This is a genomic window from Stenotrophomonas sp. MYb57, assembly GCF_002966815.1.
GTDB classification, from domain to species: domain Bacteria; phylum Pseudomonadota; class Gammaproteobacteria; order Xanthomonadales; family Xanthomonadaceae; genus Stenotrophomonas; species Stenotrophomonas indicatrix.
In genome coordinates, this window is the sequence record NZ_CP023271.1 from 3,925,381 (window position 1) to 3,944,286 (window position 18,906).

The 18,906-nt window shown below is 67.3% G+C and carries 21 protein-coding genes; 12 read left to right on the plus strand and 9 right to left on the minus strand.

Annotated elements, in window-relative coordinates; genetic code table 11:
• Nucleotides 1-29: 29 nt before the first annotated feature.
• The 3 genes from CLM74_RS17905 to CLM74_RS17915 all read right to left on the minus strand — a co-directional run bounded on the left by CLM74_RS17905 (nt 30) and on the right by CLM74_RS17915 (nt 2,442).
• The gene (locus CLM74_RS17905; RefSeq protein ID WP_105164634.1) at nt 30-1,139 is read right to left on the minus strand and encodes an S-(hydroxymethyl)glutathione dehydrogenase/class III alcohol dehydrogenase; all 1,110 of its coding nucleotides are present in this window, start codon (nt 1,137-1,139) and stop codon (nt 30-32) included.
• A 62-nt stretch (nt 1,140-1,201) separates the two neighbouring features.
• A complete protein-coding gene (gene frmR, locus CLM74_RS17910; RefSeq protein ID WP_005411009.1) occupies nt 1,202-1,477 on the minus strand; it encodes a formaldehyde-responsive transcriptional repressor FrmR in 276 nt (91 codons plus the stop codon).
• A 56-nt stretch (nt 1,478-1,533) separates the two neighbouring features.
• Complete coding sequence (locus CLM74_RS17915) at nt 1,534-2,442, minus strand: LysR family transcriptional regulator (RefSeq protein ID WP_033831994.1); 909 nt, start codon at nt 2,440-2,442, stop codon at nt 1,534-1,536.
• A 131-nt stretch (nt 2,443-2,573) separates the two neighbouring features.
• Here CLM74_RS17915 and CLM74_RS17920 point away from each other — a divergent pair, with 131 nt between their 5' ends.
• Complete coding sequence (locus CLM74_RS17920) at nt 2,574-3,677, plus strand: alkene reductase (RefSeq protein ID WP_105164635.1); 1,104 nt, start codon at nt 2,574-2,576, stop codon at nt 3,675-3,677.
• 46 nt (nt 3,678-3,723) lie between these two features.
• On the opposite strand, the gene CLM74_RS17925 is transcribed toward CLM74_RS17920, so the two are convergent.
• Nucleotides 3,724-4,266 carry a hypothetical protein gene (locus tag CLM74_RS17925; protein WP_025874086.1) on the minus strand — a complete coding sequence of 181 codons (543 nt, stop codon included), beginning with the start codon at nt 4,264-4,266 and terminating at the stop codon, nt 3,724-3,726.
• Between the two features lie 61 nt (nt 4,267-4,327).
• Complete coding sequence (locus tag CLM74_RS17930; RefSeq protein WP_158684162.1) at nt 4,328-4,885, minus strand: hypothetical protein; 558 nt, start codon at nt 4,883-4,885, stop codon at nt 4,328-4,330.
• Between the two features lie 113 nt (nt 4,886-4,998).
• Between CLM74_RS17930 and CLM74_RS17935 the strand changes: the two genes are divergently transcribed.
• On the plus strand, nt 4,999-5,415 hold the full coding sequence (locus tag CLM74_RS17935) for a VOC family protein (protein ID WP_105164637.1): 417 nt from the start codon (nt 4,999-5,001) through the stop codon (nt 5,413-5,415).
• 143 nt (nt 5,416-5,558) lie between these two features.
• Here the strand turns inward: CLM74_RS17935 and CLM74_RS17940 are convergent, their stop codons facing one another.
• Nucleotides 5,559-6,443: a LysR family transcriptional regulator gene (locus CLM74_RS17940; RefSeq protein ID WP_025874084.1), complete on the minus strand. Its 885-nt coding sequence runs from the start codon at nt 6,441-6,443 to the stop codon at nt 5,559-5,561.
• Between the two features lie 107 nt (nt 6,444-6,550).
• Between CLM74_RS17940 and CLM74_RS17945 the strand changes: the two genes are divergently transcribed.
• A complete protein-coding gene (locus CLM74_RS17945) occupies nt 6,551-7,603 on the plus strand; it encodes an NAD(P)-dependent alcohol dehydrogenase (RefSeq protein ID WP_105164638.1) in 1,053 nt (350 codons plus the stop codon).
• Between the two features lie 130 nt (nt 7,604-7,733).
• Here CLM74_RS17945 and CLM74_RS17950 read toward each other — a convergent pair whose 3' ends face one another.
• Complete coding sequence (locus CLM74_RS17950; protein ID WP_025874082.1) at nt 7,734-9,098, minus strand: glutamate--cysteine ligase; 1,365 nt, start codon at nt 9,096-9,098, stop codon at nt 7,734-7,736.
• 152 nt (nt 9,099-9,250) lie between these two features.
• Here CLM74_RS17950 and CLM74_RS17955 point away from each other — a divergent pair, with 152 nt between their 5' ends.
• The 3 genes from CLM74_RS17955 to CLM74_RS17970 all read left to right on the plus strand — a co-directional run bounded on the left by CLM74_RS17955 (nt 9,251) and on the right by CLM74_RS17970 (nt 12,463).
• Entirely contained in the window at nt 9,251-9,955 is a 705-nt protein-coding gene (locus CLM74_RS17955) for a VIT family protein (protein WP_033831997.1), read from the plus strand.
• Nucleotides 9,952-10,776, plus strand: a complete 825-nt coding sequence (locus CLM74_RS17960; RefSeq protein ID WP_105164639.1) for a helix-turn-helix transcriptional regulator — start codon at nt 9,952-9,954, stop codon at nt 10,774-10,776. The genes CLM74_RS17955 and CLM74_RS17960 overlap by 4 nt, the downstream gene beginning before the upstream one ends.
• A gap of 706 nt (nt 10,777-11,482) precedes the next feature.
• Nucleotides 11,483-12,463, plus strand: a complete 981-nt coding sequence (locus CLM74_RS17970; RefSeq protein ID WP_105164641.1) for an MBL fold metallo-hydrolase — start codon at nt 11,483-11,485, stop codon at nt 12,461-12,463.
• 69 nt (nt 12,464-12,532) lie between these two features.
• Here CLM74_RS17970 and yihA read toward each other — a convergent pair whose 3' ends face one another.
• Entirely contained in the window at nt 12,533-13,135 is a 603-nt protein-coding gene (gene yihA, locus CLM74_RS17975) for a ribosome biogenesis GTP-binding protein YihA/YsxC (protein WP_025878662.1), read from the minus strand.
• Nucleotides 13,136-13,290: 155 nt separating this feature from the next.
• On the opposite strand from yihA, the gene CLM74_RS17980 reads away from it, so the two are divergent.
• The 4 genes from CLM74_RS17980 to CLM74_RS17995 all read left to right on the plus strand — a co-directional run bounded on the left by CLM74_RS17980 (nt 13,291) and on the right by CLM74_RS17995 (nt 16,557).
• On the plus strand, nt 13,291-14,088 hold the full coding sequence (locus CLM74_RS17980) for a c-type cytochrome (RefSeq protein ID WP_025878663.1): 798 nt from the start codon (nt 13,291-13,293) through the stop codon (nt 14,086-14,088).
• Between the two features lie 106 nt (nt 14,089-14,194).
• A complete protein-coding gene (locus tag CLM74_RS17985) occupies nt 14,195-14,845 on the plus strand; it encodes a thiol:disulfide interchange protein DsbA/DsbL (protein ID WP_025878664.1) in 651 nt (216 codons plus the stop codon).
• Nucleotides 14,846-14,951: 106 nt separating this feature from the next.
• Nucleotides 14,952-15,767, plus strand: coding sequence for a thiol:disulfide interchange protein DsbA/DsbL (locus CLM74_RS17990; protein WP_105164642.1), 816 nt, complete (start codon nt 14,952-14,954; stop codon nt 15,765-15,767).
• Nucleotides 15,768-15,789: 22 nt separating this feature from the next.
• Entirely contained in the window at nt 15,790-16,557 is a 768-nt protein-coding gene (locus tag CLM74_RS17995; RefSeq protein WP_032952088.1) for an endonuclease/exonuclease/phosphatase family protein, read from the plus strand.
• A 256-nt stretch (nt 16,558-16,813) separates the two neighbouring features.
• Here CLM74_RS17995 and CLM74_RS18000 read toward each other — a convergent pair whose 3' ends face one another.
• Nucleotides 16,814-17,689 (minus strand): EamA family transporter, encoded by an 876-nt coding sequence (locus tag CLM74_RS18000; RefSeq protein WP_025878667.1) that lies wholly within the window; start codon nt 17,687-17,689, stop codon nt 16,814-16,816.
• 72 nt (nt 17,690-17,761) lie between these two features.
• On the opposite strand from CLM74_RS18000, the gene CLM74_RS18005 reads away from it, so the two are divergent.
• On the plus strand, nt 17,762-18,235 hold the full coding sequence (locus tag CLM74_RS18005) for an Lrp/AsnC family transcriptional regulator (protein WP_080149847.1): 474 nt from the start codon (nt 17,762-17,764) through the stop codon (nt 18,233-18,235).
• Nucleotides 18,236-18,278: 43 nt separating this feature from the next.
• Nucleotides 18,279-18,848 (plus strand): M23 family metallopeptidase, encoded by a 570-nt coding sequence (locus tag CLM74_RS18010; protein WP_105164643.1) that lies wholly within the window; start codon nt 18,279-18,281, stop codon nt 18,846-18,848.
• Nucleotides 18,849-18,906 lie beyond the last annotated feature (58 nt).

Here is an 18,906-nt window from a genome sequence, read left to right on the forward strand (position 1 = left end):
GCAGGCATGCGCCTCCCGCCCAGCGCGGCTCAGTAGTGGACGACCGAACGGATCGACTTGCCTTCATGCATCAGGTCGAAGGCTTCGTTGATCTTGTCCAGGTCCATGGTGTGGGTGACGAACGGGGCCAGCTCGATATCGCCCTTCATCGCGTCTTCGACCATGCCCGGCAGCTGGCTGCGGCCCTTCACGCCACCAAACGCGGTGCCCATCCACTTGCGGCCGGTGACCAGCTGGAACGGGCGGGTGGAGATTTCCTGACCGGCACCGGCCACGCCGATCACCACGCTCTGGCCCCAGCCACGGTGGGCGCATTCCAGCGCCGCACGCATCACGTTGACGTTGCCGATGCACTCGAAGCTGTGGTCCACGCCCCAGGTGGTCATCTCCACGATCACCTGCTGGATCGGCTTGTCGAAGTCCTTCGGGTTGATGCAGTCGGTGGCGCCGAATTCGCGGGCCAGCTCGAACTTGGACGGGTTGGTGTCCACCGCGATGATGCGCCCGGCCTTGGCCTGGCGCGCACCCTGGATGACCGCAAGGCCGATGCCGCCCAGGCCGAACACGGCCACGCTGTCGCCTTCCTGCACCTTGGCGGTGTTGTGCACCGCGCCGATGCCGGTGGTCACGCCGCAGCCGAGCAGGCAGACATGCTCCGGGTTCGCTTCCGGGTTGATCTTCGCCAGCGACACCTCGGCAACGACGGTGTATTCGCTGAAGGTCGAGCAGCCCATGTAGTGGTAGATCGGCTCGCCGTTGTAGCTGAAGCGGCTGGTGCCATCGGGCATCACACCCTTGCCCTGGGTGGCACGCACCGCCACGCACAGATTGGTCTTGCCGCTCTTGCAGAACAGGCATTCACCACATTCGGCGGTGTACAGCGGAATGACGTGGTCACCCGGCTTGACGCTGGTCACGCCCTCGCCCACCTCCACCACGATGCCGGCGCCTTCATGGCCCAGCACCACCGGGAACAGGCCTTCCGGATCATCGCCGGACAGGGTGAACGCATCGGTGTGGCAGACACCGGTGTGGGTGATCTTGACCAGCACTTCGCCCGCCTTCGGCGGGGCGACGTCGATCTCGACGATCTGCAGCGGCTGGCCGGGACCAAAGGCGACGGCGGCACGGGATTTCATGATGGCACTCTCCAAAAGGGCTTGCGGAAAACAGGATGCGCGGCGCTGTGTCGCGCCGTCGTTCATTTCAGGTACGAGCGGATCAACGCACTCATGTCGCGCACGCGTTCGGCGCGTTGTTCATCGGAGGCGGCGGGCTGGCCGAACTCCTCGCGCAGGTGCGCTTCCATCACTTCGGACATCAGGCCGTTGACCGCGCCGCGGATGGCGGCGATCTGCTGCAGCACCGGCCCGCAGTCGGCGCCGGCTTCCAGCGCGCGGTCCAGCGCATCGCACTGGCCGCGGATGCGGCGCACGCGGGCCAGAACCTTCTTTTTCTCTTCGGGAGAGTGCGGCATCGCTGGCCGGCCTCGGAACTATACTGGGGGATAGTATACAGGAGTCGAGCCGGACCTCAATCGAACGCCCCCTCTGCGGCCAGCCGGGTCAGCTCTTCCACCACGTAACGCACCTTCGGCCGCAGATGCCGCGTCTGTGGCCACAGCGCGTGGATGTCCACATGGTGCTGCGTGCAGTGGTCCAGTACCGACTGCAACGCACCGGATTCCAGGTGATGGCGCACCAGAGACATCGGCATCTGGCAGATCCCCAACCCGGCGATCGCCCCCTCGATCACCGCATCGCCATCGTTGAGCTGGTGCGTGGCACTGGGGATGAAGCTGCCGTTGGTGCCCTCGCTGCCGATCCGCCACGCCACCGACTGGCCATGACGGAAGCCGACCACGCTGCGATGGTCGCGCAGTTCGTCCAGCGTCTGCGGCACACCATAGGCCTGCAGGTAGGCCGGCGACGCGCAGGTCACCAGGCGCTGGCTGGCCAGCTTGCGCGCGACCAGGTGCTCGGCGTGATGCAGGCCGCCAAAGCGGATCAGCAGGTCGATGCCTTCTTCCACCGGGTCAACGAAGTGATCGGTGAAGGTCATCGTCAACTGCAGGTCCGGGTGTTCATTGCACATGCGCAGCAGTACCGGCAGCACCACCAGACGCCCGAACGAGGACGGCATGTCGATGCGCAGGCGGCCGCTTGGCAGATGCGCAGCCGAGCCCAGGCAGGCTTCGGCCGCCGCGATTTCATCCAGGGCCGCGGCGCAGGAGGCGTAGTACGCCTCGCCGTCGGTGGTCAGCGCGATGCGCCGGGTGGTGCGATGGAACAGGCGCACGCCCAGCCGCGTTTCCAGCCGGGCGATGGCCTTGCCGACCGCCGAGCGGGAGATGCCCAGCGCGTCGGCGGCCTCGGTGAAGGTGGCCGAGCGCGCCGTGGTGACGAAGGTCGCCAGGCCATTCAGGGATTCGACGGGAAGCATCGGCAGGCTCGCTTATTGGGGACAGATTGTCCCGCCTGACGGGAAATCTACCGCCTTTATGTGCCCACATGTCAACTCCATCATGGTGCTGTCGCGCCGTTGGCGCCCTCCCCCGCTCCGAGATGACTGACATGACCGCCGCCCTGTTCCGCCCCTTCGACCTCGCTGGACTACCCCTGCACAACCGCATCGCGATGGCGCCGATGACCCGTGCCCGCAACCCCGGCGCCGTCGCCAATGCGCTGACCGCCCAGTATTACCGGCAGCGCGCCAGCGCCGGCCTGATCATCAGCGAAGGCACCCCGGTCTCACCGCAGGGCCAGGGCTACATCGACGTGCCGGGCATCTGGTCGGCCGAGCAGGTGGCCGGTTGGAAGCTCGTCACCGACGCCGTACACGCTGCGCAGGGCGCGATGTTCGCGCAGCTGTGGCACGTCGGCCGCATGTCACACAGCTCGCTGCAGCCCGACGGCGGCCAGCCGGTGAGCGCTGGCACGCGGCCGGTGGCGAGCGATCCGAAGAACACCTCGTTCGTGTACCTGGACGACGGCAGCCGTGGCCATGCCGATCCGACGCCGCCGCGTGCACTCAGCACGGAAGAAGTGCCGGGCATCGTCGCCGACTTCGTGCAGGGTGCCGACAACGCGATCGCCGCCGGCTTCGATGGCATCGAACTGCATGCGGCAAACGGCTATCTGTTCGAGCAGTTCCTCAACCCAGTCACCAATGACCGGCAGGACGTGTACGGCGGTTCGCTGCGCAACCGCGCGCGGCTGATCCTGGACACCGTGGATGCGATGGCTGCGCGCATCGGCGCGCACCGCATCGGCGTGCGCCTTGCGCCGAACAGCCAGGTCTTCGACATGCCCGCCTATGCGGAAAACGAAGCCAGCTATCTGTACCTGGCCGAGGAACTGGGCAAGCGCGCGCTGGCCTATGTGCATCTGAACGACAACTACCTGCACGGCGCACCGGCGATCGGCGAGGCCTTCCTCAAGGCCTTCAAGCAGGCCTATGGCGGTACGGTGATCCTGGCCGGCGGCATGACCCGCGAACGCGCCCTGCGGCTGGTCGAGGAAGGCATCATCGATCTGGCCGCCTTCGGCCAACCGTTCATCGCCAACCCGGATCTGGTCGAGCGCCTGCAGCGCGATGTCCCGCTGGCCGTCCCCGACCGCAGCACTTACTACGGCGGCGGCAGCGAGGGCTACCTCGACTACCCGCCGGCCCCGTAGATCCACGCCACGCGTGGATGCGGCGCGCCATTCGCCACCGAACACATCACGGCGCCTTCTCGACCTTCGTCGAGTCCGAATCAAAGGTCAGCACACGGGTGCTGATCTCGCCCCTGGCCGAGTCCTTGCGGCTCAACTCAAGCCGCCCCTGGTTGCCCTGCGCCACCAGGCTGGCGGCAAAGCTGCCCTCGTTGGACAGTGCCGTGATCACGGCGGTGCCATCGGGCGCGACTCTCATGCCCGCCCGATCACGAACCTTGTATCCCACGCCAACCGGTGCATCCAACGCCATTACCGCGCTGCCGTTGGCCATGGTGCCGATGCCACCGCGCTCATCGCCCTTCGCATCGTAGATGGTCATGCCCGTTGCGCGTGAGTTGCGGGCAATGTCACTGGCATCCTCGGCAATCTGCACGCGCGTGCGCCCTTCACTGTCGAGCACGGTCAGCTTGTAGGTACGGATCTCCGGCACTACGCCGGCATCGGGCGTGGCTACGCTGGTCCCGATCAGGGCCAACGATGCGCCCAGCGCGAACATCGAGGCAGCAAGCAGATTCCTGCGGCGCAGCCTGTGTTCCAGGCGTTCCAAGCGTACGGCTATATCCTGCTCATGCATGTTGCGCTCCCTGTTTGCGCCTGTGGTTGTTCCGTCACCTGCTATCAGCCTCCACGTGGATCACACGGGTGGATGCTCCGCCTTCGGCGGAATCCACGTGGCTCACCTCCAACTGTCCTTCCGCCCCCTGCGCGATCAGCTTGGCGGCAAAGCCCCCGGCGTTGGACAGGACACCGATGAGCGCCGAACCGTCCGCTCCCACTTTCATTCCGGCCCGATCTGACACGCGATAGCCGACACCACGCGGCGCATCCAGGGCAACCGTAGCGCTGCCATCGTCGGCGGTGACCATGCCTCCACGTTCCTGTTCATTGCCATCGAAGATGATCAACCCCGCCACCCGGGCGTTGCGCTTGATGTCCAGATCCGGCGCGTCCTCACCGATCTCCACCCGCTTGCGCCCTTCCTGATCAAGCACGATCAGGCGTTGGGTGCGGATCTCCGGAACAATGCCGACCTCCGACCTGGCAAATCCGCGACCAGCCAGCACAATCGACATCAATAGGACGGGGGTAGCCACCAGCAGCCAGCGCCATCGGCCTGCCCGTCGCTCCAGCCTGCGTACTCGCGCTTCCACTTCCAGATCCCGCATGGAATCCTCCCTGGCAACGAGGCCACCGATCGCAACGACCGGGCACTCCGATCCTGAACTACAGTTCGATCCTAGACAGTACATCCGTGCCCAACAACATGACGAAAGTCCCCATGAACTCCGTCACCACTTCGTTCATCGTCAACCTCGACGTGCCCGATCTTGCTGCCGCTGAAACCTTCTACACCGCAGCCTTCGACCTGCGGGTCGATCGCCGCCTTGGCCCCGGTGCGCTGGAACTGCTCGGTGGCCCCACGCCGCTGTACCTGCTGCAGAACGATGCCGGCAGCGCGGCGACCGAAGACGGCGATGTGCGCGATTACGAGCGCCACTGGACGCCGGTGCATCTGGACTGGGTGGTCGCTGACATCGACGCGGCGCTTGCCCGCGCGGTTGCGGCCGGAGCCGCGCTCGAACGCCCCGTCCGCGAACGCCTCTGGGGAAAGATCGCCGTGCTGTCCGATCCGTTCGGCCATGGCTTCTGCCTGATCCAGTTCAGCGATGCAGGGTATGACGCGCTGGTCGAATGAATTGGTCACTGCGTAGCGTGCGCCAATCCACGCATGGCGTGGATCTACTAGATGTAACGGCATCCATGCAGCGCGTGGATCAAAATGGGCGTGCGGCGATGGTCAGTAGATCCACGCCACGCGTGGATGCGGGTGATCGCGATTCATTCGCGCAGCATGTCCACGAACGCACGCAGCGCACCGGGCATCTGCCGCTGCTTCGGGTAATACAGCGCAAACCCGGCGAAGGGCTCGCTCCAGTCTTCCAGCACCGCCACCAGGCGGCCGTCGTCCAGATACGGCCGCGCGGTGTCTTCCAGCACATAGGCCAGGCCGATGCCATCGAGCACCGCGCCAACCACGGTGCCCTGCTCGCACAGCGTCAGCCGACCCGGTACGTCGATTTCCAGGGTCTGGCCGTCGCGTTCGAACTGCCACTTGTACAGATGGCCGCTGGCGAAACGGAACCGTACGCACTCGTGCGCGGCCAGGTCGCGCGGATGCTGCGGGGCCGGCCGGCGCCGCAGGTACTCGGGTGAACCGACAATCAATCCGCGCAGCGGCGGCCCCATCGGCACCGCCACCATGTCCTCGGGCACGAACTCGTGCAGGCGCACGCCAGCGTCGTAGCCCTCGGCAACGATATCGACCAGGCCATCGTTCTCGGTCAGCTCCACCCGTACGTCCGGATGCGCGTGCAGGAACCGAGCCAGCCGCGGCCCCAACTGGGTCGCCACCGCCGCCCGCGTCGCATTGATCCGCAGCAGGCCGGCCGGCACCGCGCGGAAGTGGTTCATTTCCTCCAGCGCGTCATGCACCTGCCCCAGCGCCGGCTGCAGGCGCTCCAGCAGGCGCTGCCCGGCCTCGGTCAGGGCCACGCTGCGGGTGGTACGGTGGAACAGGCCCACCCCCAGCCGTTCCTCCAGCGCGCGGATCGCATAGCTCACCGCCGAGGTCGACAGGGCCAGTTCGGCACCGGCGCGGCGGAAACTGCGGTGGCGGGCGACCGCAGCGAAGGCGGCCAGGTGGGTCAGGTTGTCAGTGGCCATGATTGTGCAGTCTGCCTTGATGAATCATGCCGATATATACGCTTCTTACCCTGAGGTACGGAGCGTATTGTAAAACGCCTTTCGACAAACCCTGCCAAGGATTCCCCATGTCCCTCGCCCGTGGTTACGCCGCCCACACCCATACCGACCCGCTGGTGCCCTTCGAATTCGAGCGCCGCGCGCTTGGCCCGAACGATGTGCGCATCGAGATCCTGTACAGCGGCATCTGCCATTCCGACCTGCACCAGGCCCGCGACGACTGGGGTGGCTCGATCTACCCGATGGTGCCGGGCCACGAGATCATCGGGCGGGTCACCGAAGTCGGCAGCGAGGTCACCCGCTTCAAGGTCGGCGACCACGCCGGTGTCGGCTGCATGGTCGACTCCTGCCGCCATTGCGATGCCTGCCAGCACGACCTGGAGCAGTACTGCGCCGAAGGTGCGACCTGGACCTACAACGGCCGCGAGCGTGAAAGCGGCGCACCGACCTACGGCGGCTATTCCGACCACGTGGTGGTCGAGCAGCGCTTCGTGGTCAAGGTCTCCGAAACGCTGGACCTGAAGGCAGCCGCGCCGCTGCTGTGCGCCGGCATCACCACCTGGTCGCCGCTGCGCCACTGGAAGGTCGGCCCGGGCCAGAAGGTCGGCGTGATCGGTCTGGGTGGCCTCGGCCACATGGGCGTGAAGTTCGCCAAGGCGCTCGGCGCGCACGTGGTGATGATCACCACCACCCCGGAAAAGGGTGCCGACGCCAAGCGCCTGGGCGCTGACGAAGTGCTGGTTTCGCGCGATGCCGAGCAGATGAAGGCGCATGCCGGCAGCTTCGACTTCCTGCTCAACACCATCCCGGTCAGCCATGACACCAACCCGTACATGGGCCTGCTCAAGCGCGAAGCGACCATGTGCCTGGTCGGTGTGCTGACCGAACTGGACCCGCCGCTGACCGGTGGCAGCGTGATCTTCGGTCGCAGGAACCTGACCGGTTCGGCGATCGGCGGCATGGCCGAAACCCAGGAGATGATGGACTTCTGCGCCGAGCACGGCATCGTCAGCGACGTGGAGATGATCGACATCAAGAACGTCAACGAAGCCTGGGAGCGCATGGCCAAGAACGATGTGCGCTACCGCTTCGTGATCGACATGGCCACCATCAAGGCCTGATCGCTGCGCTGATGGAATGAAGAAACCCCGGCATTGCCGGGGTTTTTTTGCGTACGCCACCCGCCGGGCATGGCCCGGCGCTACCGGATTCGTGGCGGGTAGCGCCGGGCCACGCCCGGCGGGCGCATTTTCAGTACGCGAACTCGCGGAACACCGGATCCACGTCACCGTGCCAGCGGCCATGGAACAGCGCCAGCTTGCGCTCGGCGGGGGTCAGGCCGGACTCGACGATTTCCTGCAGCACGTCCAGGAACTTGCTTTCATCCTGGCCATCGGCATTGCGCGCCGCACGGCGCTTGAGCCCATCCACCGAAATCTTCACCGCCTCGCGGGCGAGGTCACGCACGGTGCCACCGCGGAACGGCAGGCCCATCGCGTGCTTGGGCACGCCATCACGCAGCGCATGGCGCTCGGCCAGGCTGAAGTCACGCACCAGATCCCACGCCGCATCCAGCGCCGTGTCGTCGTACAGCAGGCCCACCCAGAAGGCCGGCAGCGCACACAGCCGGCTCCACGGGCCACCATCGGCACCGCGCATTTCCAGGTACTTCTTCAGCCGCACTTCCGGGAACGCGGTCGTGGTGTGGTCCGACCAGTCGCGCAGGGTCGGCAGCTGGCCCGGCAGCACCGGCAGCTTGCCCTGCATGAAGTCGCGGAAGCTCTGCCCGCTGGCATCGTGGTAGATGCCATCGCGGTAGGAGAAATACATCGGCACATCGAGCAGGTAGTCGACATAGCGCTCGTAACCGAAGCCATCCTCGAACACAAAGTCGAGCATGCCGGTACGGTCGGCATCGGTATCGGTCCAGATGTGCGAGCGGTAGCTGAGGTAGCCGTTCGGCTTGCCTTCGGTGAACGGCGAGTCGGCGAACAGTGCGGTGGCGATCGGCTGCAGCGCCAACGACACACGGAACTTCTTCACCATGTCCGCTTCGCTGGCGTAATCCAGGTTCACCTGCACGGTGCAGGTGCGGGTCATCATGTCCAGGCCGAGCGAACCGACCTTGGGCATGTACGAGCGCATGATCTTGTAGCGGCCCTTGGGCATCCACGGCATTTCATCGCGCGTCCACTTCGGCTGGAAGCCCATGCCGAGGAAACCCAGCTGCAGTTCGCCGGCCACCTGCGCCACTTCATTGAGGTGGGTGCCGGTTTCCACGCAGGTCTGGTGAATGGTTTCCAGCGCCGCACCGGACAGCTCCAGCTGGCCCGCCGGCTCCAGGGTCACCGAGGCGCCATCACGCAGCAGGGCGATGGTGTTGCCGTTCTCCTGCACCGGCGTCCAGCCGAAGCGGACCAGGCCGTTGAGCAGGGCCTCGATGCCGCGCTCGCCATCGAAGGTCGGCGGACGCAGGTCATCCAGGCGGAACCCGAACTTCTCGTGCTCGGTACCGATGCGCCACTGCGAACGGGGCTTCTCGCCGGAGGCGATCTCCGCCACCAGTTGCGAGCGGTCGGTAATGGGCGTATCGGCGACGTGGCTGGGGCTCGACAAGGGGGTGGCTCGCTGGACGGTGGCAGGGGATGTGGGGCTGGGAGCCTTGCATCGCAAGGGCGCACTATAGCGTGGCGGCTCGTTACGTCATGCGACGGTGACGGGTTTCAGCATCCTACCGACACCCTCTTGACCCTCGTACACTCAGGGCCATGAGCCGCCATTCACGACATCCCGAGCTGCACCGTGCCGATCGCGTCGGCTGGCTGCGGGCCGCCGTACTGGGCGCCAACGATGGCATCGTCTCGGTCGCCGGCCTGGTGGTCGGCGTGGCCGCCAGCGGCGCCTCGGCCAGCACGATCCTGGCCACCGGCGTGGCCGGCACCGTGGCCGGCGCGATGTCGATGGCCGCCGGCGAGTATGTGTCGGTACAGACCCAGGCCGATACCGAAAATGCCGATCTGGCAATGGAGAAGCGCGAGCTGCACGAAGACCCGCACAGCGAACTGGACGAGTTGACCGCGATCTACCGCCATCGCGGGCTGGAGCCGGCGTTGGCGCGCCAGGTTGCCGAACAGCTGACCGCCCACGACGCGCTGGGTGCCCACGCGCGCGACGAACTGGGCATCACCGAGGAACTGCGCGCGCGGCCGTTGCAGGCCGCATTGGCGTCGGCTGCCGCCTTCACCTGTGGCGCCGCGCTGCCGGTGCTGACCGCACTGCTGACGCCGGTACAGAACGTCGCCACGGCCACCACGGTCAGCACGCTGGCCGGCCTGTGCCTGACCGGCGCGATGGCGGCACGCGCCGGCGGCGCATCACCCACGCGCGGCGCCCTGCGCGTGATGTTCTGGGGTGCACTGGCGATGGCCGCCGCGGCCGCGGTCGGTCGCCTGCTGGGCGCGCACGTCATATGACCGGCATGCCCCCCACCGCTTTGGCACTACTGGCGGAGATGGCCAGCCTGGCCGGCTGCCAACGCGCTGAAGGTTATGCCTGCATCACCGCCCGCCGCGAGCATGGCGCCAGCTCGGTGGAGATACCGCAGCCGCAGTTCGCGATCCTGCTGGAAGGCCGCAAGCAGGTGCGTACCGCCCACCAGTCGCTGACCTTCGTGCCCGGCGACATCCTGCTGATCACCCAGCGTTGCCGCATCGACGTGGTCAACACTCCGGACCCGCAGACCGGCCGCTACCTCAGCGCGATCGTGCCGCTGTGCACGGAAGTCCTGGCGGCGGCGCGCACGCTGTGGAGCGAGGCCTTGCCAACGGCCGGCGCGGCGCTGGCCCGGCAGGCGCTGGGCGATCACGCCACGGTACTGCGCAGCTGGCGGCAGTCGTTGCAGGACGGCCACTACAGCGAAGCGCGGTTGGCGCTGGCCACGCTGGTGCTGGCGTGGTGCCGGCAGGGCCACGGCAACCTGCTGTTGCCGCACGCACCGACGCTGGGCGAGCAGATCCGCGACCGCATTGCCGCCGAGCCGGCCCGCGACTGGCAGTCGCGCGACGTTGAAGCGCACTTCGCACTGAGTGGCGCGACCCTGCGGCGGCGGTTGGCCGCCGAAGCCACCAGCCTGCGCCAGCTGCTGACCGAAGCGCGACTGGCCCATGGCATGCAGCTGCTGTACACCACCGATCTGCCGTTGAAGACCGTGGCAGCGCGCGCGGGGTATCGTTCCGCAGCGAGTTTCAGCAAGCGCTTCGCCGAGCAGTACGGGCTGGCTCCCACAGATATTTGAGGGTTCTTCAGCAGGGCTGCGCCCTGCACCCGCAGAGGCAACGGCAACAGCCGAAGCAACAGCAACAGCAACAGCAACAGCGTGCATTCCGTGGGGTGGCGGGGCGGTGTGGGTATGCAGGACACGCCGTAAACCCATCCATGGGGGCTCGATGGCGCCATCCATGGCGCCAACGGTCCTGCATACCCACACCGCCCCGCCTTCGACAGTTTCCCGGTGGCCCGTAAATCCACGCCATGCGTGGATGATTTCCTCCACGTTCATTCGATTCATTTCGATGATTCCGAATTGAATTCGAAGAGCATCCACGCATGGCGTGGATCTACGTGTCGACCAAGGTCGACACCCACCAAAAGCAGGTCATGCCATTCCAACAGATCGCGGGAATCTGTCGAAGGCGGGGTGGGTCCGGTTGTGGGGGTGTCCGCGGCATGGATGCCGCGGCCAAGCCCCCATGGATGGGTTCACGGCGTCCCCCGCAACCGGACCCACCCCGCCTCCCCACAGGAAGCCAGCTTCTGCTGTTGCTTCGGCCGTTGCTGTTGCTTCGGCCGTTGCCGTTGCTGTTGCCTCTGCGGGTGCAGGGCGCAGCCCTGCCGATACCCCCCATTGAGCATTCCGCGCAGTGCTTTGAGCGCCGCACGCACGCGCAACACGGCACGCTGTGCGCAACGGGCCTGCCCATCACTCACCGAGAAGAACCGCCATGACCCTGCGTCATCTGCCATTGCACGCCGCCCTGCTGCTGGCCCTGTCCTCCCTGCCGCTGGCCGCGCTGGCCGAGGCCACCTCGCCCGCCCCCACCCAGCAGGTGCCGGGCGTGCAACACCAGCGCATCGGTGCGCTGCAGGTCACGGCCCTGTTCGACGGCGTGGTTGCGCTCGGCCGGCAGGAAGTGGTCGACGTGCCGCCAACGCTGGTCAGCCGCCTGCTCGAAGGCCGCTATGTGCCCGAAGACAAGAAGGGCCTGCAGACCGCGATCAACGCCTTCCTGGTGCGCCAGGGCAAGCACCTGACCCTGGTCGATGCCGGCACCGCGCAGTGCTTCGGCCCTGACCAGGGCCAGGTGCTGGGCAACCTGCGTGCGGCCGGCGTAGACCCGGCCGAGATCGATGAGGTGCTGCTGACCCATGCCCATCCCGATCATCTGTGCGGGATCCTCGATGCACAGGGCAAGCCGGCCTATCCGAATGCGACGGTGTGGCTGTCCAAGGCCGATGCCCGCTACTGGCTCGACCCGGCCAGCGAAGCCACGGCACCGCAGGGCGTGCGCTTTGCCTTCGCGCTGGCACGCAACGCGATCGCGCCGTACCAGGCCGCCGGTCGCCTGCACACCTTCCAGCCCGGCGATGCCCTGCCGGGCCACGCGGTGGCGATGGATACCCACGGCCACACGCCGGGGCATGTGTCCTACCGCTTCGACAGCCAGGGCCAGTCACTGCTGGTGTGGGGCGATGTGCTGCATTTCCATGCGGTGCAGTTCGCACACCCGGAAGCAGCATTCGAGGCCGATTCGGATCGCACGGCGGCTACGGCCAGCCGTCGCAGCCTGTTGCAGGAAGCCACCGCCAAGGGATGGTGGGTTGCCGGCGCGCACCTGCCCTTCCCCGGGCTGGGGCACGTGCGCAGCGAAGGCCAGGCCTATGCGTGGGTACCGGCGGAGTTCTCGCCGTTGCCGAAGGAATGAGTGAGCGAGGTTGCCGGCCAGCGGCCGGCACTACCTGACAACGCCCGGCTGCGAGCCGGGCGGCGGGGCTTATTCCAGCCCCAGCCAGCCGCCGATGATGCCGCGGGCTTCATCCACGCCGGTACGGGCCGAGCCGGAGAACACCTGCACACTCACCGTATCGCCGAACGACGAATGCAGTTCCTTGCGTACCTTCTGCAGGGTCTGCATCTGCTGGCTGCGGCTGAGCTTGTCGGCCTTGGTCAGCAGCGCATGCGCCGGCAGGCCACGCTGCACGGCGTAGGCCAGCATCTGCCGGTCGTAGTCCTTCAGCGGATGACGGATGTCCATCACCACCACCAGCCCCTTCAAGGCCTCGCGGGTGCGGAAGTAGCGGTCGATGAAGGCCTGCCAGTGCGCCTGCAGGTCCAGCGGCACCTTGGCGTAGCCGTAACCGGGCAGATCGACCAGATGGGCGTCCGGGGTAACCTGGAAGAACACCAGCTGCTGGGTCCGGCCAGGCGTCTTGGAGACCCGGGCCAGGCTGTTCTGGCGGGTCAGCGCATTGAGCGCGCTGGACTTGCCGGCGTTGGAGCGACCTGCAAAGGCCACTTCAGAACCTTCATCGGGCGGCAGCTGCCCCATGTTGTGGGCAGAGAGGTGGTATTGGGCGCGTTCGATGAGCAATGACATGCGCATAGGATCGCATGTTGCGGCGCCGCGCGCCCGGCCCGGGGCCTTCCAGCGGGAAAATGCTGCACTGCTGCGTTGACCGTGCAAGGAAACGGCGTTGATAATCCGGGCGATGCCGGCCGCCGCCGCCCGGCCGGTCCATACGGAGCTTCAGCATGCGCCACGCTCGCGTTCTTGCCGTATCCGCCCTTGCTACTGCCGTTGTTGCCGCTGCTGCCTTTGCGCAGACCACGCTGACCCCGCTGCCCGACAACGGCCCGATCAAGACCGCCTCGCTCGAGGTGGATTTCAGCAAGACCACCTGGGGCGATGCCAAGGCCGGCCAGACCAAGGCCACCGCGTGTGCCGCCTGCCATGGTGCCGATGGCAATTCCACGGTGGAGATGTATCCCAGCATCGCCGGCCAGAGCGAGCGCTACGTCGCCCAGCAGATGGCCCTGATCGCCAATGGCCAGCGCAGTTCCGGCGCCGCCGTGGCGATGGTGCCCTTCGTGCAGAACCTCACCCCGCAGGACATGCGCGATATCGGCGCGTTCTTCGCCACGCAGAAGGCCAACGCCGGCATCGCCGACGACACGCCGGTGGCCGAGGGCCCGTACAAGGGCATGAAGTTCTACCAGATCGGCCAGCAGCTTTACCGCGGCGGCGACGCCCAGCGCGGGCTGCCGGCCTGCATGGCCTGTCACGGCCCCAGCGGCGCCGGCAACCCCGGCCCGGCCTACCCGCACATCGGCGGCCAGCACGCCAGCTATGTCGCCCGGCGCCTGCAGGAGTACCAGGCCGGACAGACCAACGAGACCGACAAGGCGCACTTCCAGATCATGGCTACGGTGGCGCAGAAGCTGACCGAGCAGGAGGTGCAGGCCCTTTCCAGCTACCTGCAGGGCCTGCACAACAAGGCCGACGATCTCGCCGCCGAAGGCGCTTCGACGCGACCGGCTGCCGCCCCCTGACCGCCACTGGTCGGCGCCGGTCGCCACGACGGCCCGTCGCTGCGGTATGTTTCCTTCACGCCGGCGGCTGCGCCGGCGTTGTCATTTTCAACGGAGATGCGTGTCGATGAGGTTGATTCCCCGCCTTCTGCTGTCCCTGCTGGTGCTGCTGCCGTTGGCGGCCTGCGCCGCCACCCCTGCCAACGCCCCGCTGGTCGAAGGCAAAGACTACGAGCGCATCGCCCAGCCTGGCCCGTTCCAGCCGCTGGCCGGCAAGATCGAGGTGGTCGAGGTGTTCGGCTACACCTGCCCGCACTGCGCCCATTTCGAACCGCAGCTGGCCGCCTGGGCCGCCAAGCTGCCGGCCGACGTGCGCTTCACCCCGGTCCCGGCCGCCTTCGGCGGTGCCTGGGATGCCTGGGCACTGGCCTACTACGCCGCCGACGAAGTGGGCGTGGCCAAGCGCAGCCACGCCGCTGTGTTCAAGGCCCTGCACGATGACGGCACGCTGCCGATGCAGAACGTCTCGGCCGATGAGCTCGCCAACTTCTACAAGGCCTACGGCGTGACCCCGGAGCGCTACACGCAGGCCCTGCGCGGCGAGGCGGTACAGAAGAAGGTCGATGCCGCCCGTGCCTTCGCCCAGCGCACCCAGGTGCCGGGAACCCCGGCCATCATCATCAACGGCCAGTACCTGGTCCGTGGCAAGAGCTTCGACGACCAGCTGCGCATCGCCTCGGCGCTGATCGCCCAGGCCCGCGCGGCCCGCGGCCGCTGAACCAACACACACCATCGACACGGCGCTGTCGCCGCCGCATGTCATCATTTCCCTCTGGCCGGCGCCTGACGCCGGCCCCACCTTTCCAGATGCTGGAGACGCTTCCATGAAGACCCGTTTCGCCGCCCTCGCCCTCGCAGCGCTGCTGCCGATCCTGGCGGCCTGCAAGGCCGACGATGGCACCACCAACACCTCCGCCCCGGCAGAACCGGCAGCGACCCCGGCCAGCACCGAACCGGCCGCGCCGGCCGCAGGCGGCGAAGCCGCTGCACCGGCTGCCGAAGGTGACAAGACCGCTGCCAGCGCTGCACCTGCCCCGACCACCGCCGCGCTGACCGGCCCGGCCCCGGTGGAAGGCGCCGACTACCAGCTGATCCCGAACGGCCAGCCGTTCCAGCCGGCCGCCGGCAAGGTCGAAGTGGTCGAGATCTTCGGTTACGTCTGCCCGGCCTGCGCTGCGTTCCAGCCGCTGGTCGGCCCGTGGAAGGCTGGCCTGCCGAGCGATGTGAACTTCGTCTACGTGCCGGCCATGTTCGGCGGCACCTGGGACAACTACGCCCGTGCCTTCTACGCCGCACAGACCCTGGGCGTGCAGGAGAAGACCCACGAAGCGCTGTACTCGGCCATCCACTCGCAGAAGGTCCTGAAGGGCGAGCGCGGTGCTGATTCGGTCGATGACATCGCCAAGTTCTACGATGCCTACGGCGTGGACCCGAAGCAGTTCGCCGCCACCATGGGCAGCTTCGCGGTCAATGCCAAGACCAACTCGGCCAAGCAGTTCGCCCAGCGCAGCCAGATCAGCGGCACCCCGTCGATCATCGTCAACGGCAAGTACCTGGTGAAGGGCAAGAGCTTCCCGGACATGCTGCGCATTGCCGACCACCTGATCGCCCGCGAACGCGGTGCGGCCCAGGCTCACTGATCAAAGAGACGTTTTCCCGGCCGTGACTTCCCCCACAACACGGACCCTGCGCTTGCTGACGGCCAACATCCAGGCCGGCTCAAGTACCCGCCGCTACAGCGACTATGTGACCCGCAGCTGGTCACATGCGCTGCCGGCGGGTCGCAAGCGCAGCAGCCTTGACGCGATTGCCACTTTGGCGCGCGGTCATGACATCGTCGGCCTGCAGGAGGCCGACCCGGGCAGCCTGCGCTCGGGCTTCACCAACCAGACCCATTACCTGGCCCAACGCGCCGGCTTCAATTACTGGAGCCACCAGCCGAACCGGCGCATGGGTGGCGTCGCCTCCAGCGCCAACGGCCTGCTGAGCAAGCTGGAACCGGTGGAAGTGCAGGACCACGCCCTGCCCGGCCGTATCGGCGGGCGCGGCGTGCTGCTGGCCAAGTTCGGCGATGGCCGCGATGGCCTGGCCGTTGCGGTAGCGCATCTGTCCTTGGGCGCCGGTTCGCGGATGGCCCAGCTCGGCTTCATTGCCGAGCTGTTGTCCGACCATCCCAATGCGGTGCTGATGGGCGACTTCAACTGCCTGGCCGAACGTCCGGAAATGCAGGTGCTGTACCAGAAGACCCGCCTGCAGCCGCCCGGCTGCATCGTGCCGACCTTCCCCAGCTGGCGCCCCGACCGCGCCATCGACCACATCCTGGTCAGCAGCGGCCTGCAGACCCGCACCGTGGAAGCGGTGCCCGCTGCGTTCTCCGACCATCTTGCCTTGGCGATGGCAATCGACGTCCCGGCCGACGCCCTGCGCTGAGCGCTGCCGCTGCGCTCGCCGGGCATGGCCCGGCGCTACCGACCTTGGTAGGGGCCAACCTTGGTTGGCACGCTGACCTGGTGGGTGCGGACCGTTGGTCCGCACGCTCTCCGCCGGGCATGGCCCGGCGCTACCGACCCTGGTAGGGGCCAACCTTGGTTGGCACGCTGCCCTGGTGGTGCGGACCCCGTTGGCACGCTGCCCTGGTGGGTGCCGACCGTTGGTCCGCACGCTCTCCGCCGGGCATGGCCCGGCGCTACCCCGCCTGCGCCACCGGCACCTTCAACCGCCGTGCGGTCATCGTGCTGCCCACCGAGGCCAGTACCGTGCAGCCGATGGCCAGCCACTGCAGGCCATGCAGGTGCTCATGCAGCAGCAGCATCGCCCACAGCGCGGCCACCGCCGGTTCCATGCTGATCAGGATGCCGAAGGTCTCCTTGGGCAGGCGCTTGAGCGCCATCATTTCCAGTGACATCGGGATCGCGCTGGACACCAGCGCCACCACCAGCCCGGCCAGCAGGATCTTCGGCTCCAGCAACGCCGCACCGGCATGCACCACCCCCACCGGCACCACCACCAGCGACGCGGCCAGCAGCCCCAGCGACACCGAATGCCCGGCGTGCAGGTGGCCGGCGCGCTTGCCGAACACGATGTACAGGCCCCAGCACGCTGCCGCCCCCATGGCGTACAGCACGCCCACCGGGTCCAGTGCCGGGCCGCCACCGATCGGCAGCAGCAACAGCAGCCCGACCGCCGCGCAACCCACCCACAGGAAATCGATCGGCCGCCGCGACGACAGCATCGCCACCGTCAACGGGCCGGTGAATTCGATGGCCACCGCGATGCCGAACGGGATCGTGCGCAAGGCCATGTAGAACAGCAGGTTCATCAGGCCCAGGGTGAGGCCGTAGCGCAGGATGGTGACCGCATCCACGCGGCTGGTCTTCCAGCGCCATGGCCGCCAGAACAGCAGCAGCAACAACGCCGAAAAGCCCACGCGCAGCGCGCTGGTGCCCTGCGCGCCGATCAACGGAAACAGCTGCTTGGCGTAGGAGGTACCAATGGCCAGTGCGGTGACCGAGCCGAGCACCGCCAGCGCCGGCAACATCGGCGCGATTCGAGAAGTCTGCATGCCGCCAGTCTATTGCGTCGGCGGCGAGCACTTGGCTCAATTGACGGCCCGCCCGCGCAACTTCTGCTCACCATGGCCACCGCCCCCGTGCTGGACAGCTTCGACCGCGCCATCCTCGCCCTCCTGCAGCAGGACAACACCCTGCCGCAGCGGCAGATCGCCGAAGCCGTGCACCTGTCCACGCCGGCGGTGCAGCGGCGGATCAAGCGCCTGCAGGACAGCGGCGTGATCGCCGCCAACGTGGCGGTGATCGACGCTGCGAAAATCGGCCGGCCATTGACCATCATCGTCGAGGTGCGCGTGGTCAGCGAACAGCGCGAGAAGGTCGCCCCGTTCCGCCGCCGCGTGCAGGACGATCCTGCCGTGCAGCAGTGTTACTCGATCACCGGCGACGGCGATTTCCTGCTGCTGCTCTCGGCGGCATCGATGGAGGAATACGAGGCGATCACCGAGCGCTTGTTCGGCGGTGATGACAACATCGAGCGCTTCCGCACGTCGGTGGCGCTGGGCACGTTGAAGCGCGGGTTCGACGTGCCGCTGACATGACGCAGATGCCGTCGAGCCTGTCCTGCTCCTACACTGGTGACGCATGAACACCGCTTCCCCCTCCAACGCCAGACGCCTGCGCCGCTGGTTGCTGCGTGGCACCTTCCTGCTGATCCTGGTCATCGCGGCGATGGCCTTCTGGAACAGCCCGTGGGCTGCCGCACCGAAGATGCTGTGGACACTCTCGCGCATGCCACCGGCCACGCAACTGCCGGTGCCGGTGGACGGCGTGCGGCCCCGGCAGATCGCCGATACCTTCGGCGCACCGCGCGGGCGCGACCGCACGCACGCGGGTATCGACATCTTCGGCAAGCGCGGCACGCCGGTGCGCAGCGCTACCCCCGGTGTTGTCGCCGACATCCGCGACAGCGGACTCGGTGGCCGCCAGGTCTGGGTGATCGGGCCGGGACGCGAGCGCTATTACTACGCGCACCTGGAAGACTGGGCCGATGGCCTGGCGCGCGGCCAGGTGGTGCAACCCGGCGACCTGCTCGGCCATGTTGGCGACAGCGGCAACGCCAAGGGCACGCCGCCCCATCTGCATTGGGGCATCTATGGCGCCGACGGCGCGCGGGACCCGCTGCCGCTGCTGCAACCGCAGGGCACCCGCTGACGGCAACCGAGCCGAGCCGCGAGGTCGCACGCGTTTGTTCATGATTTGTAAATAGGAA

Excerpts from the sequence above, each read along its gene's own strand:
- CLM74_RS17905 (WP_105164634.1), bottom strand. The coding sequence starts at position 1,139 with ATGAAATCCCGTGCCGCCGTCGCCTTTGGTCCCGGCCAGCCGCTGCAG.
- frmR (WP_005411009.1), bottom strand. The coding sequence starts at position 1,477 with ATGCCGCACTCTCCCGAAGAGAAAAAGAAGGTTCTGGCCCGCGTGCGC.
- CLM74_RS17915 (WP_033831994.1), bottom strand. The coding sequence starts at position 2,442 with ATGCTTCCCGTCGAATCCCTGAATGGCCTGGCGACCTTCGTCACCACG.
- CLM74_RS17920 (WP_105164635.1), top strand. The coding sequence starts at position 2,574 with ATGACCGCCGCCCTGTTCCGCCCCTTCGACCTCGCTGGACTACCCCTG.
- CLM74_RS17930 (WP_158684162.1), bottom strand. The coding sequence starts at position 4,885 with ATGCGGGATCTGGAAGTGGAAGCGCGAGTACGCAGGCTGGAGCGACGG.
- CLM74_RS17935 (WP_105164637.1), top strand. The coding sequence starts at position 4,999 with ATGAACTCCGTCACCACTTCGTTCATCGTCAACCTCGACGTGCCCGAT.
- CLM74_RS17940 (WP_025874084.1), bottom strand. The coding sequence starts at position 6,443 with ATGGCCACTGACAACCTGACCCACCTGGCCGCCTTCGCTGCGGTCGCC.
- CLM74_RS17945 (WP_105164638.1), top strand. The coding sequence starts at position 6,551 with ATGTCCCTCGCCCGTGGTTACGCCGCCCACACCCATACCGACCCGCTG.
- CLM74_RS17955 (WP_033831997.1), top strand. The coding sequence starts at position 9,251 with ATGAGCCGCCATTCACGACATCCCGAGCTGCACCGTGCCGATCGCGTC.
- CLM74_RS17960 (WP_105164639.1), top strand. The coding sequence starts at position 9,952 with ATGACCGGCATGCCCCCCACCGCTTTGGCACTACTGGCGGAGATGGCC.
- CLM74_RS17970 (WP_105164641.1), top strand. The coding sequence starts at position 11,483 with ATGACCCTGCGTCATCTGCCATTGCACGCCGCCCTGCTGCTGGCCCTG.
- yihA (WP_025878662.1), bottom strand. The coding sequence starts at position 13,135 with ATGTCATTGCTCATCGAACGCGCCCAATACCACCTCTCTGCCCACAAC.
- CLM74_RS17980 (WP_025878663.1), top strand. The coding sequence starts at position 13,291 with ATGCGCCACGCTCGCGTTCTTGCCGTATCCGCCCTTGCTACTGCCGTT.
- CLM74_RS17985 (WP_025878664.1), top strand. The coding sequence starts at position 14,195 with ATGAGGTTGATTCCCCGCCTTCTGCTGTCCCTGCTGGTGCTGCTGCCG.
- CLM74_RS17990 (WP_105164642.1), top strand. The coding sequence starts at position 14,952 with ATGAAGACCCGTTTCGCCGCCCTCGCCCTCGCAGCGCTGCTGCCGATC.
- CLM74_RS18000 (WP_025878667.1), bottom strand. The coding sequence starts at position 17,689 with ATGCAGACTTCTCGAATCGCGCCGATGTTGCCGGCGCTGGCGGTGCTC.
- CLM74_RS18005 (WP_080149847.1), top strand. The coding sequence starts at position 17,762 with ATGGCCACCGCCCCCGTGCTGGACAGCTTCGACCGCGCCATCCTCGCC.
- CLM74_RS18010 (WP_105164643.1), top strand. The coding sequence starts at position 18,279 with ATGAACACCGCTTCCCCCTCCAACGCCAGACGCCTGCGCCGCTGGTTG.